The organism is Kineococcus auxinigenes, assembly GCF_050871525.1.
Lineage (GTDB): Bacteria > Actinomycetota > Actinomycetes > Actinomycetales > Kineococcaceae > Kineococcus.
In genome coordinates this window covers 101,108-114,340 of the sequence record NZ_JBKBCT010000002.1, presented here as the reverse complement: position 1 = coordinate 114,340, position 13,233 = coordinate 101,108, and the positions used below count along the sequence as shown (strand labels likewise).

The following is a 13,233-nucleotide window of genomic DNA, read 5'->3' as shown; positions in this document are numbered from 1 at the left end:
GGAGCCGGTGGCTCGGCACGTCCACTGTGCGGCCTCGGCGGGGTGGCGGCAAGCGCGGGCCGCGCAGGCGCTGCCGTAAGGTCGGCGCGGGTGGTGGCGCTCATGCCGGCGCACCGCCACACCTGTCGGTGCAGCTGCACGTGGTGCAGCGCTGGAGTCGAGGGCGTGCAGTGGTCGCAGCAGCCGTGCCGGGCGGCGAGGACGCCCCGTGGACCGGTGCTCCGGCCGACGAGAGGGTCCAGGCCGCTCGACGGCTCGTGAGCGCACCGGCGAACCCGGCGCTGCAGCGGCTGGCCGAGCTGGCGGCGCGGTTGCTGTCGGCGCCGGCCTCGCAGGTCTCGCTGCTGACCGACGTGCAGACCGTCAGCGCACTGGCGGGGCAGGACCCCGCCCTGCTGGGGAGCACCGGCCCGCTGGTGGAGTCGCTGTGCACGGTGACGGCCGCCGGTGCGGAGCCGCTGGTCGTGGTCGACGCCGCCGCCGACGCGCGGGTCGCCGCGCTGCCGCCCGTGACCAGCGGCGCGGTGGGCGCCTACCTCGGCGTGCCGCTGGTCGGCCACGACGGCCACGTCGTCGGCGCGCTGTGCGTCTTCGACCCCCTGCCGCGGCAGTGGGCACCCGGCGACGTGGAGGTGCTCACGGAACTGGCCGTCGCCGCGGTCGCCGAGCTGGAGCTGTCGGCGCTGGCGCTGCAGTACGAGAGCGACCGGCTGCGCTGGCAGCTGGCCGTGGCCGCCGGCGGGGTCGGCGGTTTCGACTGGGACCTGCGCACGGGCGAGCTGACCTGGGACGCCCAGGTGCTGGAGCTGTTCGGGTACGCGGAGAGCGACTTCGACGGCACCATCGAGGCGTTCAACGAGGTCGTGCACCCCGAGGACCTGCCGCGGGTGAGCCGGGCGCTCGCCGAGGCGGCACGGACGTGCGGCGCGTACGAGGCGGAGTACCGGGTGGTCCTGCGCGACGGGCGCACCCGCTGGGTCAAGGCCCGCGGCGAGGCCCTCGCCGGTGCGGACGGACGGGCGGTGCGCGTGCTCGGGGCGGTGTACGACACCACCAGCGAGCACGAGCACGACACCCGCATCGCGCGGGTGCTGGAGTCGATGTCCGCGGCGTTCTACTCCCTGGACCGGGACTGGCGCTTCACCTACGTCAACGCCGAGGCCGAGCGGCTGCTGGGCCGCCGGCGCGAGGAGCTGCTGGGCGGGGTGCTGTGGGAGCTGTTCCCCGACACGGTGGGGGCGGACTTCGAGACCGAGTACCGCCGGGCGGTGCGGACCGGTGAACCGGTCAGCTTCGAGGCGCACTACCCCGCCCCCCTGGACGGCTGGTACGAGCTGCGCGCCTGGCCGGACCCGGACGGTCTCTCGGTGTACTTCCTGGACGTCACCGCCCGCCGGGCGGCGCAGGCGCAGGCCGAGGCCGAGCGGGCCGCGGCGCAGGAGGCGCTGCGCACCAGCGAGGCCGCCCAGCGCGAGGCCCGGCAGGCGCAGCTGGCCGCCGAGCGCACCGCCGGGCGCCTGGCGCTGCTGGCCCAGGTCAGCGCGGACCTCAGCGCGACCCTGGACACCGAGGAGGCGGTCGCCCGCCTCGCCCAGCACCTGGTGCCGGCGCTGGGGGACTGGTGCCTCGTCACCCTCGTCGACGAGCACGGCGCCCTGCGCGACATCGGGGCCTGGCACGCGGACGAGGCGATGCGCCCGGTGGTCCAGCGCTACCGCGAGGTCCGGCTGGGCTCGATCAGCTCACCCTCCTCGTTCGTGCACCGGGCGCTGCGCACCCACCGCCCCGTCCTGGTGCGCTCCGGCGCCACGGAGGCCGTCGCGGCCCTGCTCAGCGGGGAGGCGCGCGACCTGCTGCTGCGGCTGGCCCCGGAGCGCGGGCAGGTGCTGCCGCTGCGCGCGCGCGGGCGCACCGTGGGGCTGGTGACCCTGATGCGCGGCGCGGCTGCGGGCGCCTTCAGCGACCAGGACCTGCTGACCGCCAGCGAGGTCGCCGACCGGGCGGGCCTGGCGCTGGACAACGCCCGCCTGTACGGCCAGCAGCAGCGCATCGCCGAGGGCCTGCAGCACAGCCTGCTCACCGCGCCGGTGCAGCCGGACCACCTGCAGGTCGTGGTGCGCTACCGCCCCGCCGCGCGGGCCGCCCAGGTCGGCGGCGACTGGTACGACGCGTTCCTGCAGCGCGACGGCGCCACCGTCCTGGTCATCGGCGACGTCATGGGCCACGACATCGACGCGACCGCCGCGATGGGCCAGGTGCGTTCCCTGCTGCGCGGCATCGCCTACTTCAGCGGCGAGGCCCCCGCAGCAGTGCTGTCCGGCCTGGACGCGGCGATGGAGGGCCTGGCCGTCGGGATGACCGCCACCGCCGTGGTGGCGCGCCTGGAGCAGAGCCTGGACGAGCGCGAGCGCGGCGTGACCCGGTTGCGCTGGTCCAACGCCGGGCACCCCCCGCCGATGCTGCTGACCCCCGACGGCACCGTGACCGCCCTGACGGGCCTGCGGCACGACCTCCTGCTGGGCATCGCCCCGCACCTGCCGCGCATCGACGAGGAGGTCGCGCTGGACCGCGGCTCGACGGTCCTGCTGTACACCGACGGGCTGGTGGAGCGGCGCGGGCAGGACTACGACGAGGGCCTGCTGCGGCTGCGCGAGGCGATCACCGAGCTGGCCGGGACGAGCCTGGACGACCTGTGCGACGGCGTCCTGGCGCGCCTGCTGCCCGAGCGCGCCGAGGACGACGTGGCCCTCGTCGCCGTGCGCCTGCACCCCCAGGACCGTCCCCGCCCCGCCGAGGCCGGTCCCCACCGGGTGCCGCCGCGCGTGCCCGACGAACCCCCCGTGCCCGACGGGCCCGTGCCGCCCGCGAGCGCGGGGAGGCGTCAGGAGCCGGGGCGCACCCGGTAGTGGTACGCGTGGTGCACCGAGAAGCCGGCGGCCCCGTACAGGGCGCGGGCACCGGTGTTCGCCTGCGCCACCTGCAGGAACGCCGAGACCGCGCCGCGCGCCCGGCCCCAGTCGGCGACCTCCGCCAGCAGCCGCCGGGCCAGGCCGCGCCGCCGGTGGGACGGGGCGACCTCCACGGCCGCCAGCCCCACCCAGCCCGGGCTCGCCGAGCCGCGCGCCACGGCGACCGTCCCACCGCCGTCGAGCACGCGCACGAACACCTGCGCGTCGGCGGACAGGAGCACGCGGCGCCCGGCCGGCGGGACCGCGGTCGTGCCGCGGTGGTGGTAGCGCCCCAGCCACGCGGCGTCCGGCTCCGGTGCGGTCGCCACCGAGCACCCGGCCGGCAGCGGGACCCCGGCCGCAGCGGGCAGCGCCGCCAGCGCCGCGGTCATCACCAGGGTCGGCGTGTCCACGGCCCAGCCGCGCCCGGCCAGCTCGCGCGCGAGGGCGGGCTCGCCCGGGCCGACCTGCGCGGCGTGCGGGACGGCCACCCGGGGCACCAGCCCCCGCCGGTCGTAGAAGTCCTCCACCGCCGCCACCGCCTCGCCCAGCGGCACCCCCGGTGAGCCGACCGCCAGGGCGGAGTTCGCCCGGCCGGTGAAGCCGCCGGCCGCCCGCAGCCGCCAGCCGCCCAGGTCCACCCGCTCGTCGGGGCGCCAGTGCTCGGCCGCCACGGCCTCCAGCTCGTCGGTGCCCACCGCCTCGTGCGGGGCCCCGCGCCGGCGCGGCGGCGGCGGCACCGCCTTGCCCGCCAGCACGTCGCCGCGGCGCACCCGCACCTCGCCGCGACGGGTGGCCACCACCAGCGCCTCGCCGTCCGCGGCGACCAGCTCGCCCAGCGCGTCGCTCGCGGAGCCGTCGGGCAGGCGGTGGCGCAGCACCACCCGCGCACCCACCACCAGCTCGTGCTCGCGCAGCACGTGCGCCAGCCCCGCCGCGCCCTCGACCGCGTCCACCGGACCCCCTCGCGCTCCCCGACGGCGAGCACCGCCGGCGTCCGCGATACTAGGAGGACGCGTCCGGCGGACCGTTGCGCCGGAGGAGGAGGACACCCGTGACCTACGTCATCGCACAGCCCTGCGTGGACCTCAAGGACAAGGCCTGCATCGAGGAGTGCCCGGTCGACTGCATCTACGAGGGTGAGCGCTCGCTGTACATCCAGCCCGACGAGTGCGTCGACTGCGGCGCCTGCGAGCCGGTGTGCCCGGTGGAGGCGATCTACTACGAGGACGACGTGCCCGAGCAGTGGTCGGCGTTCACCGCGGCCAACGTCGAGTTCTTCGAGACCGTCGGCTCGCCCGGTGGTGCGGCGAAGGTGGGCCTGATCCACGCCGACCACCCGGTGGTGGCCGCCCTGCCGCCGCAGGGCGGGGAGCACTGAGCGCGCCGGCGGTCGCGCGCCGCGGGCGCGGCGCGGCGCTGCCGGACTTCCCCTGGGACTCGCTGGCCGGCGCCAAGGCGCTGGCCGCGAGCCACCCCGGCGGCATCGTCGACCTCTCCGTCGGCACCCCGGTCGACCCCACCCCCGAGGTGGTGGCCGCGGCGCTGCGGGCGGCCGCCGACGCCCCCGGCTACCCGCTCACCTGGGGCACCCCGGCGCTGCGCGAGACGGTGGCGGCGTGGTTCGCCCGCCGCCGCGGCGTGCCCGGCCTGGACCCCGACGGTGTGCTGCCCACCGTCGGGTCCAAGGAGATGGTGGCCTGGCTGCCGTTCCTGCTGGGCCTGGGCGCCGGCGACGCGGTGGCCCACCCGGCGGTCGCGTACCCGACGTACGACGTCGGCGCCCGCCTGGCCGGGGCGACGCCCGTGCCCGTGGACCTGGGCGGCGGGGGCGTGGACGCCCTGGAGCAGGCCCGCCGGGCCGGGCACCGGGTGCGGCTGCTGTGGCTGAACTCCCCGTCGAACCCCACCGGCGCGGTCCTGGACGTGGACGAGCTGGCGCGCCTGGTGGCCTGGGCGCGCGAGCACGGCGCCGTCGTCGCCAGCGACGAGTGCTACGCCGAGCTGGGCTGGGACGAGCGCCACGACGCCTCCCGCGGCGGGCTGGTGCCCTCGGTGCTGGACCCGCGCGTCACCGGCGGGGACAGCACCGGGCTGCTGGCGGTGTACTCCACCTCCAAGCAGTCCAACCTCGCCGGGTACCGCGCCGCGTTCGCCGCCGGGGACGCCGCCCTGGTGCGCGAGCTGCTGGAGGTGCGCAAGCACGCCGGGATGATCGTCCCCTGGCCGGTGCAGGCCGCGCTGGCCGCGGCCCTGGCCGACGACGCCCACGTCGACGCCCAGCGCGAGCGGTACCGCGCCCGCCGCGAGGTGCTGCGCGGGGCGCTGGAGGGCGCCGGGTTCCGCGTGGACGCCTCCGGCGCCGGCCTGTACCTGTGGAGCACCCGGGGGGAGGGCTCGCGGGACACGGTGGACCTGCTCGCCCGGCGCGGCGTGCTGGTCGCCCCCGGCGACTTCTACGGCCCGGCCGGCGCGCAGCACGTCCGGGTGGCGCTCACCGCTCCCGACGAGCGCGTCGCGCAGGTCCCGCAGCGCCTGGCCGGTCTCGGCTGAGCGGGGCGCGGGTGCGCGCGAGGCGCGCAGGAGGCGTGGAGACGGTGTGACGAAGACCATCCCGTGCGGCGCCGCCCCCGGTGTTGGGGGCGGCGCGCGCGGGCGGGTACGGTCAGCCGCATGGTGGACTCCGTGACGCTGAAGCACGCAGGTGGCGACCTCGACCTCCCGGTGACGCGGGCCACCGAGGGCGCCTCCGGCTTCGGCATCTCCAGCCTGCTCAAGGAGACCGGGCTCGTCACCCTCGACTCCGGCTTCACCAACACCGCGTCCTGCGCCTCGGCCATCACCTACATCGACGGCGACGCCGGCGTCCTGCGCTACCGCGGGTACCCGATCGAGCAGCTGGCGGAGAAGTCGTCGTTCATCGAGACCAGCTACCTGCTGATCTACGGCGAGCTGCCCACCGCCGAGCAGCTCACCGCGTTCACCGAGCGGATCCAGCGCCACACCCTGCTGCACGAGGACCTCAAGCGGTTCTTCGACGCCTTCCCCCGCGACGCGCACCCCATGCCGGTGCTGTCCAGCGCCGTCAGCGCGCTGTCGACCTTCTACCCCAACAGCCTGAACCCGTTCGACGTCGAGCAGGTGGAGCTGTCCACGATCCGCCTCATGGCGAAGCTGCCGACCATCGCGGCGTACGCGCACCGCAAGTCCCTGGGCCAGCCGCTGCTGTACCCGGACAACCGCCTGGGCCTGGTGGAGAACTTCACCCGCATGGCCTTCGGCAACCCCGCCGAGTCCTACGAGATCGACCCGGTGCTGGTGCGGGCCCTGGACCAGCTGCTGGTCCTGCACGCCGACCACGAGCAGAACTGCTCCACCTCCACCGTCCGCCTCGTCGGCTCCGGGCAGGCGAACCTCTTCGCGTCCGTCTCGGCGGGCATCCACGCCCTGTCCGGCCCGCTGCACGGCGGTGCGAACTCCGCGGTCCTGGACATGCTGGAGTCCATCCGCGACTCCGACGACGACGTCGACACCTTCGTGTCGCGCGTGAAGAACAAGGAGCAGGGCGTGCGCCTGATGGGCTTCGGCCACCGGGTGTACAAGAACTACGACCCGCGCGCGGCCATCGTGAAGAAGACCGCCGACCAGGTCCTGTCCCAGCTGGGCAAGCGCGACGAGCTCCTGGACATCGCGATGCGCCTGGAGGAGATCGCGCTGTCCGACGACTACTTCGTCGAGCGCAAGCTGTACCCGAACGTGGACTTCTACACCGGGCTCATCTACAAGGCGATGGGTTTCCCGACGAAGATGTTCACCGTGCTGTTCGCCCTGGGGCGCCTGCCCGGCTGGATCGCCCAGTGGCGCGAGATGATCAACGACCCGGCCACGAAGATCGGCCGCCCGCGCCAGGTGTACGTCGGCGAGGGCGCGCGCGACTACCTGGACGTCTCCGGCCGCTGAGCCCGTCGCGGGTGCGCGTCAGGCGACGCGCACCCGCACGCTGCCGGCGGGCACGCCCGTGTCCGCCGGCACCCACCCGCGCCCCGAGCGCTCACGCTGCCACGTGCTGCCCTCGACGCTGACCTCGACCACGGCGTGCTCGACGGCGGACGCCACCGCCCACCCCGCCGCCGCCCACGCCAGCCGGGACGCGTCCTCGCCGTCCAGGGCGTACTCCAGCGCCTTGCCGTTCGTGCCGGGCACCAGCCGCGGCTCACCCTGCACGGCCTCGGTGCCCATCGCCTCGCGCAGGCGCTGCGCGGCCAGGGAGGGCTGGTCGTCCGTGCCGACCTGCGCGTCCGGTTCCGCCTGCCGCAACCGGCAGGTGAAACCCGCCGGGGTGTACCCGGTCAGCGCCGAGGCCACCAGGCGCGCCTCCGCCTCGTGGTCGCCGTACGCCAGCGGGAAACCGCTGCGCTGCACCCGCTGCGCGGCGTCGGTGACCTCCAGCTCGCGGTAGCCGTCGACCTCCACCAGCGCGTCGTAGAACGCGTTCGTGGCGAACACCGGGTCCTGGACCTGTTCGGGCGTCCCCCAGCCCTGCGAGGGGCGCTGCTGGAACAGGCCCAGGGAGTCGCGGTCGCCGTGGTCGAGGTTGCGCAGGCCCGACTCCTGGATCACGGTGGCGATCCCGATGGTCGCGGCGCGCGCCGGCAGCCCGCGGCGCACCGCGATCCCCACGACCGTGGCGGCGTGCCCGGCCTGCTCGGGCGACAGCGACGTGGACTCCCCGTCCACCGTCGCGGTGCAGCGCTGGCGCACCACCGGGGCGTCCTCGTCGCGCACCAGCCACACCGCACCGGCGGTCAGGACGGTCAGCGTCGCCCCGGCGGCCACCAGGGGCCGCAGGCGCCGGGCGCGGCGGTTCGCCGCCGCCGCCGAGCGCGGCAGCCGGCGGCTCGCGGGAGTCCGGACGGGCACCGCCGTCAGTTGGCGTGCAGGGCGGAGTTGAGCTCGACCCGCACGCCCCGCCGCGCCAGCGCCTCGACGGCCCCGGTGACGGAGTTGCGGCGGAACAGCAGCCCGGACGCGCCCGAGAGGCTGCGTGCGGCGACCGTGCGCTGCGCGGCGCCGGCCTCGTCCAGGACGGTGACCTTCGTGCCGGCCGTCACGTACGTCCCGGCCTCCACGACGCAGTCGTCGCCCAGCGCGATGCCGGTGCCGGAGTTCGCCCCCAGCAGGGTGCGCCGGCCGATGGAGACGACCTCCTTGCCGCCGCCGGAGAGGGTGCCCATGATCGAGGCGCCGCCGCCGACGTCGGAGCCGTCGCCCACGACGACACCCGCGGAGATGCGCCCCTCGACCATCGAGGTGCCCAGCGTGCCGGCGTTGAAGTTCACGAACCCCTCGTGCATGACGGTCGTGCCCGGGGCCAGGTGCGCGCCCAGCCGCACGCGGTCGGCGTCGGCGATGCGCACCCCGGTGGGGGTGACGTAGTCGGTCATGCGGGGGAACTTGTCGATGCCCAGGACGGTCACCGGCCCGACGTTGGCGCGCAGCGCCAGGCGGGTGCGCTCGAAGTCGGCCACCGCGCACGGGCCGTGGTTCGTCCACACCACGTTGGCCAGGACGCCGAAGATCCCGGACACCTCCAGGCCGTGCGGGGCGACGAGGCGGTGCGAGAGCAGGTGCAGGCGCAGGTACGCGTCGGCGGCGTCCGCCGGCGGGGCGTCCAGGTCGATCCGCGTGGTCACCACCCGCTGGCGCACCCGGCGGTGCGGGTCGGAGTCCTCCAGGGAGGCGAGCTCGGCGGGCACGCCGTAGGAGCTGGCCTCGCCGGCCGAGGCCGCGCCCAGCGCCGGGAACGGGTACCAGACGTCCAGGACGGTGCCGTCCTCGGTGACCGTCGCCAGCCCGTGCCCCCACGCGCGCCGGGAGGCGGCCGTGCTGCCGGAGGGGTCGGTGGGGGTGCCGGTCTGCTCGCTCACGACCGCGACCCTACCCGGCGGCCCGGCAGCGCCTAGGGTTCGGGACGTGACCCCGACGCCCGCCGCCACGAGCCCGAGCGCCCCCGTGCAGCACGCCCCCGCGCCCGCCCTGGACGACCCCGCGCTCGACGTCGTCGAGCTGACCCGCCGGGTGTGCGACACCGAGTCCGTCAGCGGCGCCGAGCGCGCCCTGGCCGACGCGGTGGAGGCCGCCCTGCGCTCCTTCGCCGGCCCGGGCGGCCACCTGGAGGTGCTGCGCGACGGCGACGCCGTCGTGGCCCGCACCCGGCTGGGCCGCGCCGAGCGGGTGCTGCTGGCCGGGCACCTGGACACCGTGCCGCTGGCCGACCCGCCCAACCTGCCGGTGCGCCGCGAGCGGCACCCGGCCGACGGCGACGTGCTCGTCGGCCGCGGCACCTGCGACATGAAGGGCGGGGTGGCCGTGCAGCTGGTGCTGGCCCGCGAGACCGCCGCCGCGCTCGCCGCCGGCCGCGCCCCGCAGCGGGACGTCACCTTCGTCTTCTACGACCACGAGGAGGTCGAGGCCGCCCGCAACGGCCTGGGCCGCCTGGCGCGCAACAGCCCGCAGGCGCTCGCCGCCGACTTCGCCGTCCTGCTGGAGCCGTCCTCGGCCGTGGTGGAGGGCGGCTGCAACGGCACCCTGCGCGCGGAGGTCACCACCACGGGCAGGGCGGCGCACTCCGCCCGCGCCTGGCGCGGCAGCAACGCGATCCACGCCGCCGCCCCCGTCCTGGCGCGCCTGGCGCAGTACGTCCCGCGCGAGGTGGAGGTGGAGGGCCTGGTCTTCCGCGAGGGCCTGAACGCCGTGGGCATCAGCGGCGGCATCGCCGGCAACGTGATCCCCGACCGCTGCACGGTCACGGTCAACCACCGCTTCGCCCCGGCGTTCTCGGCCGCGCAGGCCGAGGCGCACGTGCGGGAGGTCTTCGACGGCTTCGACGTGCGCGTCACCGACGCCGCCGACGGCGCGCGCCCCGGCCTGCACCTGCCGGCCGCCGCGGAGTTCGTGCGCCGCACCGGCACGCAGCCGCTGCCGAAGTTCGGCTGGACGGACGTCGCCCGCTTCTCCGCCCTCGGCGTGCCGGCGGTGAACTACGGCCCCGGCGACAACGCCACCGCCCACGCCGACGACGAGCGCTGCCGGGTGGACGAGCTCGAGCGGTGCCTGGACGTCCTGCGCGGCTGGCTGCTGGGCGCGGGGGAGGTGGCCTGAGGTGAGCACCATCTGCCTGTACGGCAGCGCCTCCGGCGGCATCGACGCCCGGCACGTCGAGCTCGCCGCGCAGGTCGGCCGGCTCATCGGCGAGCGCGGCCACGACCTCGTCTACGGCGGCGGCGGGACCTCCGTCATGGGGGCGGCCGAGGCCGCCGCCCGCGCCGCCGGCGCCCGCACCACCGGGGTCATGCCCAAGGCCCTCATGGACCTGGAGCTGCCGCCGCAGGGGCTGAGCGAGCTCGTCGTCACCGAGGACATGCGCGAGCGCAAGGCGGAGATGGACGCCCGCGCCGACGCCTTCATCGTGCTGCCCGGCGGGCTGGGCACGCTGGAGGAGCTCTTCGAGATCTGGGTGGCGCGCACCATCGGCCTGCACACCAAGCCGCTGGCCGTCCTGGACCTGGACGGGCACTACGCGGGCCTGCGCACCTGGCTGGAGGGGCTCGTCGAGCGGCGCTTCGCCCGCCCCCTCGTCTTCGAGGTCGTGCACTGGACCGACGACCCCGCCGAGGCCCTGGACCACCTGGAGCTGGCCCCGCGCGACCGGGTGTCGCTGCCCAGCTCGGAGATCGTCGGCACCTTCGCCGACTACCCCAGCGACCTGCCCCGCGAGCGCCGCGGCGACCTGCCCGGGGGGACCGGCGGGGGGCGGCCGTGACGCTCGTGCTGCTCGTGCTGGTCCTGCTCGCCGTGGGCGCGGTCGCCGCCGTCGCCACCGGCCGGGTCAGCGGTGCGCTCGGGCCGGCCACCGGCACCCGCCCCTTCCGCGGGCTGCCCGAGGGGCCGGTGCTGGCCGCCGACGTGGACGAGGTGCGCTTCTCCACGGCGCTGCGCGGCTACCGGATGGACGAGGTCGACGCCGTCCTCGACCGGCTGCGCGAGGAGATCCGCGAGCGCGACGAGGAGCTCGCCGCGTGGCGCAGCGCCGAGGACTGAGGCACCGGCGGCGGGGGGAGGTCGTCTTCACCGCCCGCGCCGCCGTGCGGGCCGAACCGGGCAGCGTCTTCGACGTGCTCACCGACTGGCCCCGGCAGAGCGCGTGGGTGCCGGCCACCGCCGTGCAGCGCCGCGGCGGCACGCCGGGCCGGCCGGGGGAGCGCTTCGCCGGTGTCAGCCGGCTGGGCCCGTTCGTGCTCGACGACGAGATGGTCGTCGTCTCGCGCACCCCGCCCGCCCCCGGTCGCGAGGGGCGCGTGCGGGTGCGCAAGGTCGGCGCCGTGCTCGGCGGGGTCGTCGACCTCGTCGTGCGCGAGGACGGGCCGGGGCGGACCCGGGTGGAGTGGACCGAGCGGATCCTGGTGCGCCCGCGGGCGCTGGCGCTGCTGGCCACCCTCGGCGGGCCGCTGCCCGCCCTGCTGGGCCGGCTCGCCTTCGAGGCGGTGCTGCGCGCCGCCCGCCCCGAGCTGGAGGGGCGCCGGTGAGCGCGCCGGGCCCCGCCGTCCGCCGCGCCGCAGCGCCCGAGCGGTCCGCCGGGCCCGGGGTGCGTCGGTGGCGGGTCCGGCAGCGGTGGGCCGGGCAGCGGCTGCTGCTGCGCTGGCTGCGGCTGCCGGCCGCCGCGCGGGTGCTGGTCGTCTACGCGCTCGCGCGGCTGTTCTCGGCGTTCGTGCTCGCCGAGGTGGCGCGCTTCCAGGAGCCCAGCGCCTGGACGCCGCAGGACCCCGGCTACGCGGACCTGCTGGTGCTGTGGGACGCCACCTGGTACCGCTCCATCGCGCTGGACGGCTACCCGGACGCGGTGCCGCTGGGGGCCGACGGCGACCCCGTGCAGTCGGAGCTGGCCTTCTACCCGCTGGCCCCGCTGCTGGCCCGGCTGCTGGTGGCCACCGGCCTGCCGTTCGCGTGGGCCGGGTCCCTCGTCTCCCTGGTGGCGGGGGCCGCCGCGGCCGTGGGCGTGCGCGCCCTGCTGCACTGGGCCCTGGCGGCGCGCTGCACGGCGGGCGCGGCGCGGCGCGGGGCGTGGAGCGCGGCGGTGCTGCTCTGCGTCTCGCCCCCCTCGGTGGTGCTGCAGGTGCCGTACACCGAGGGGCCCGCGCTGGCGCTGCTCGTGGCGTTCCTGCTGCTGCTGCAGCGCCAGCGGTACCTGCCGGCCGGTGCCGTGGCCCTGGCCCTGGGGCTGACCCGCCCGGTGGCGGTGCCGCTGTCGGCGGTGGTGGTGGTGCACCTGCTGCTGCGCGCGCGGGCGGGGCGCCGCCGCGGGGCGGTGCTGAGCGGGCGCGAGGCGCTGCGCGCCCTGGTGCTGCTGGGGTGCTCCGGGGCGGCCGGGCTGCTGTGGCCGGCCGCGGCGTGGTTGCTCACCGGCCGTGCCGACGCCTACACCGCCACGATGGGCGCCTGGCGCAGCGGCGGCGAGGTCGTCTGGCTGCGGCCCTGGTGGGACGTGTCCCAGCACGTCCTGGGCGCCGTCGCCGGCCCGGCGCTGCTCGTGGTCGCGGTCGTCGCGTACGTCGCGTGGCTGCTCGGCCGGCGCACCGCCGTCCTCGGCGCGGACCTGCGCGCGTGGTGCCTGGCGTACGTCGGGTACCTGCTGCTGGTGCTGGACCCGTTCACCAGCCTGTTCCGCTACCTCGTCCTGCTGTTCCCCCTGGGCGCCCTGGTGGGCCTGCACCCGCGCCGCCGCGGCGCGCTGGGCGCCTTGGTCCTGGCCTCGCTGGCCCTGCAGGTCGTGTGGACGGCCTGGCTGTGGCGGTTCTCCCCGCCGGCGGACTGGCCGCCGTGACGGCGCGCGCGGGCCGTCCGGGTGATCGCCCGGTGTGCCCGGGCGCACGACACGGGGTGCCGTGGGGGATGATGGAGGTACACACCCCGGCCGCGGCACCCGGTCGCGACCGGCGGGCGCACGAGGACCACGAGAGAGGACGCACGCCGATGGCGGCCATGAAGCCGAGGACCGGGGACGGTCCGCTGGAGGTCACCAAGGAGGGGCGCGGCATCGTCCTGCGCATGCCGCTGGAAGGAGGTGGCCGTCTCGTCGTCGAGATGACCCCCGACGAGGCCGGTGCCCTCGGGGAGGCCATCACCTCGGTCGTGGGCTGAGGAGCGCGGCCGCGGGACGGGCGCCGCGAGGTGCCCGTCCCGCCGTGCCCCGTCCCGCGGCGCCCCGCCGCGGACCCGTCGCAAGGCC

The 13,233-nt window shown here is 76.8% G+C and carries 13 protein-coding genes; 10 read left to right on the top strand and 3 right to left on the bottom strand.

All coding sequences use genetic code 11. The features are described from left to right. The first annotated feature begins 170 nt into the window (after window positions 1-170). Window positions 171-2,906, top strand: coding sequence for a SpoIIE family protein phosphatase (locus ACRYR9_RS01555; RefSeq protein WP_432491968.1), 2,736 nt, complete (start codon window positions 171-173; stop codon window positions 2,904-2,906). On the opposite strand, the gene ACRYR9_RS01550 is transcribed toward ACRYR9_RS01555, so the two are convergent. Continuing rightward, window positions 2,882-3,904 (bottom strand): GNAT family N-acetyltransferase, encoded by a 1,023-nt coding sequence (locus ACRYR9_RS01550; protein ID WP_432491970.1) that lies wholly within the window; start codon window positions 3,902-3,904, stop codon window positions 2,882-2,884. The genes ACRYR9_RS01555 and ACRYR9_RS01550 overlap by 25 nt on opposite strands. 98 nt (window positions 3,905-4,002) lie before the next feature. Here ACRYR9_RS01550 and fdxA point away from each other — a divergent pair, with 98 nt between their 5' ends. The 3 genes from fdxA to ACRYR9_RS01535 all read left to right on the top strand — a co-directional run bounded on the left by fdxA (window position 4,003) and on the right by ACRYR9_RS01535 (window position 6,908). After that, window positions 4,003-4,329, top strand: coding sequence for a ferredoxin (gene fdxA, locus ACRYR9_RS01545; protein ID WP_432491972.1), 327 nt, complete (start codon window positions 4,003-4,005; stop codon window positions 4,327-4,329). Next, window positions 4,326-5,501, top strand: a complete 1,176-nt coding sequence (dapC, locus tag ACRYR9_RS01540; protein ID WP_432491996.1) for a succinyldiaminopimelate transaminase — start codon at window positions 4,326-4,328, stop codon at window positions 5,499-5,501. Before fdxA ends, dapC begins: the two co-directional genes overlap by 4 nt. Before the next feature lie 120 nt (window positions 5,502-5,621). Continuing rightward, the gene (locus tag ACRYR9_RS01535; protein ID WP_432491974.1) at window positions 5,622-6,908 is read left to right on the top strand and encodes a citrate synthase; all 1,287 of its coding nucleotides are present in this window, start codon (window positions 5,622-5,624) and stop codon (window positions 6,906-6,908) included. A gap of 18 nt (window positions 6,909-6,926) precedes the next feature. Here ACRYR9_RS01535 and ACRYR9_RS01530 read toward each other — a convergent pair whose 3' ends face one another. Together ACRYR9_RS01530 and dapD are read right to left on the bottom strand one after the other, a co-directional pair. Then, the gene (locus ACRYR9_RS01530) at window positions 6,927-7,868 is read right to left on the bottom strand and encodes a hypothetical protein (RefSeq protein ID WP_432509630.1); all 942 of its coding nucleotides are present in this window, start codon (window positions 7,866-7,868) and stop codon (window positions 6,927-6,929) included. A 5-nt stretch (window positions 7,869-7,873) separates the two neighbouring features. Next, window positions 7,874-8,875: a 2,3,4,5-tetrahydropyridine-2,6-dicarboxylate N-succinyltransferase gene (gene dapD / locus ACRYR9_RS01525; protein WP_432496600.1), complete on the bottom strand. Its 1,002-nt coding sequence runs from the start codon at window positions 8,873-8,875 to the stop codon at window positions 7,874-7,876. 85 nt (window positions 8,876-8,960) lie between these two features. Here dapD and dapE point away from each other — a divergent pair, with 85 nt between their 5' ends. The 6 genes from dapE (at window position 8,961) to ACRYR9_RS01495 (ending at window position 13,145) form a co-directional block, all read left to right on the top strand. After that, a complete protein-coding gene (gene dapE / locus ACRYR9_RS01520; protein WP_432496663.1) occupies window positions 8,961-10,109 on the top strand; it encodes a succinyl-diaminopimelate desuccinylase in 1,149 nt (382 codons plus the stop codon). A gap of 1 nt (window position 10,110) precedes the next feature. Then, window positions 10,111-10,770, top strand: a complete 660-nt coding sequence (locus ACRYR9_RS01515) for an LOG family protein (RefSeq protein WP_432496602.1) — start codon at window positions 10,111-10,113, stop codon at window positions 10,768-10,770. After that, window positions 10,767-11,048, top strand: a complete 282-nt coding sequence (locus ACRYR9_RS01510) for a DivIVA domain-containing protein (protein WP_432496604.1) — start codon at window positions 10,767-10,769, stop codon at window positions 11,046-11,048. The genes ACRYR9_RS01515 and ACRYR9_RS01510 overlap by 4 nt, the downstream gene beginning before the upstream one ends. Further along, window positions 11,027-11,533 carry an SRPBCC family protein gene (locus ACRYR9_RS01505; protein WP_432496608.1) on the top strand — a complete coding sequence of 169 codons (507 nt, stop codon included), beginning with the start codon at window positions 11,027-11,029 and terminating at the stop codon, window positions 11,531-11,533. Before ACRYR9_RS01510 ends, ACRYR9_RS01505 begins: the two co-directional genes overlap by 22 nt. After that, a complete protein-coding gene (locus ACRYR9_RS01500) occupies window positions 11,530-12,828 on the top strand; it encodes a hypothetical protein (protein WP_432496611.1) in 1,299 nt (432 codons plus the stop codon). The genes ACRYR9_RS01505 and ACRYR9_RS01500 overlap by 4 nt, the downstream gene beginning before the upstream one ends. Before the next feature lie 149 nt (window positions 12,829-12,977). Beyond that, window positions 12,978-13,145, top strand: coding sequence for a DUF3117 domain-containing protein (locus tag ACRYR9_RS01495; protein WP_166611043.1), 168 nt, complete (start codon window positions 12,978-12,980; stop codon window positions 13,143-13,145). Window positions 13,146-13,233 lie beyond the last annotated feature (88 nt).

What these genes read in the sequence shown, in the direction of transcription:
- ACRYR9_RS01535 (WP_432491974.1), top strand. Translation starts at nt 5,622, where the DNA reads ATGGTGGACTCCGTGACGCTGAAGCACGCAGGTGGCGACCTCGACCTC.
- ACRYR9_RS01495 (WP_166611043.1), top strand. Translation starts at nt 12,978, where the DNA reads ATGGCGGCCATGAAGCCGAGGACCGGGGACGGTCCGCTGGAGGTCACC.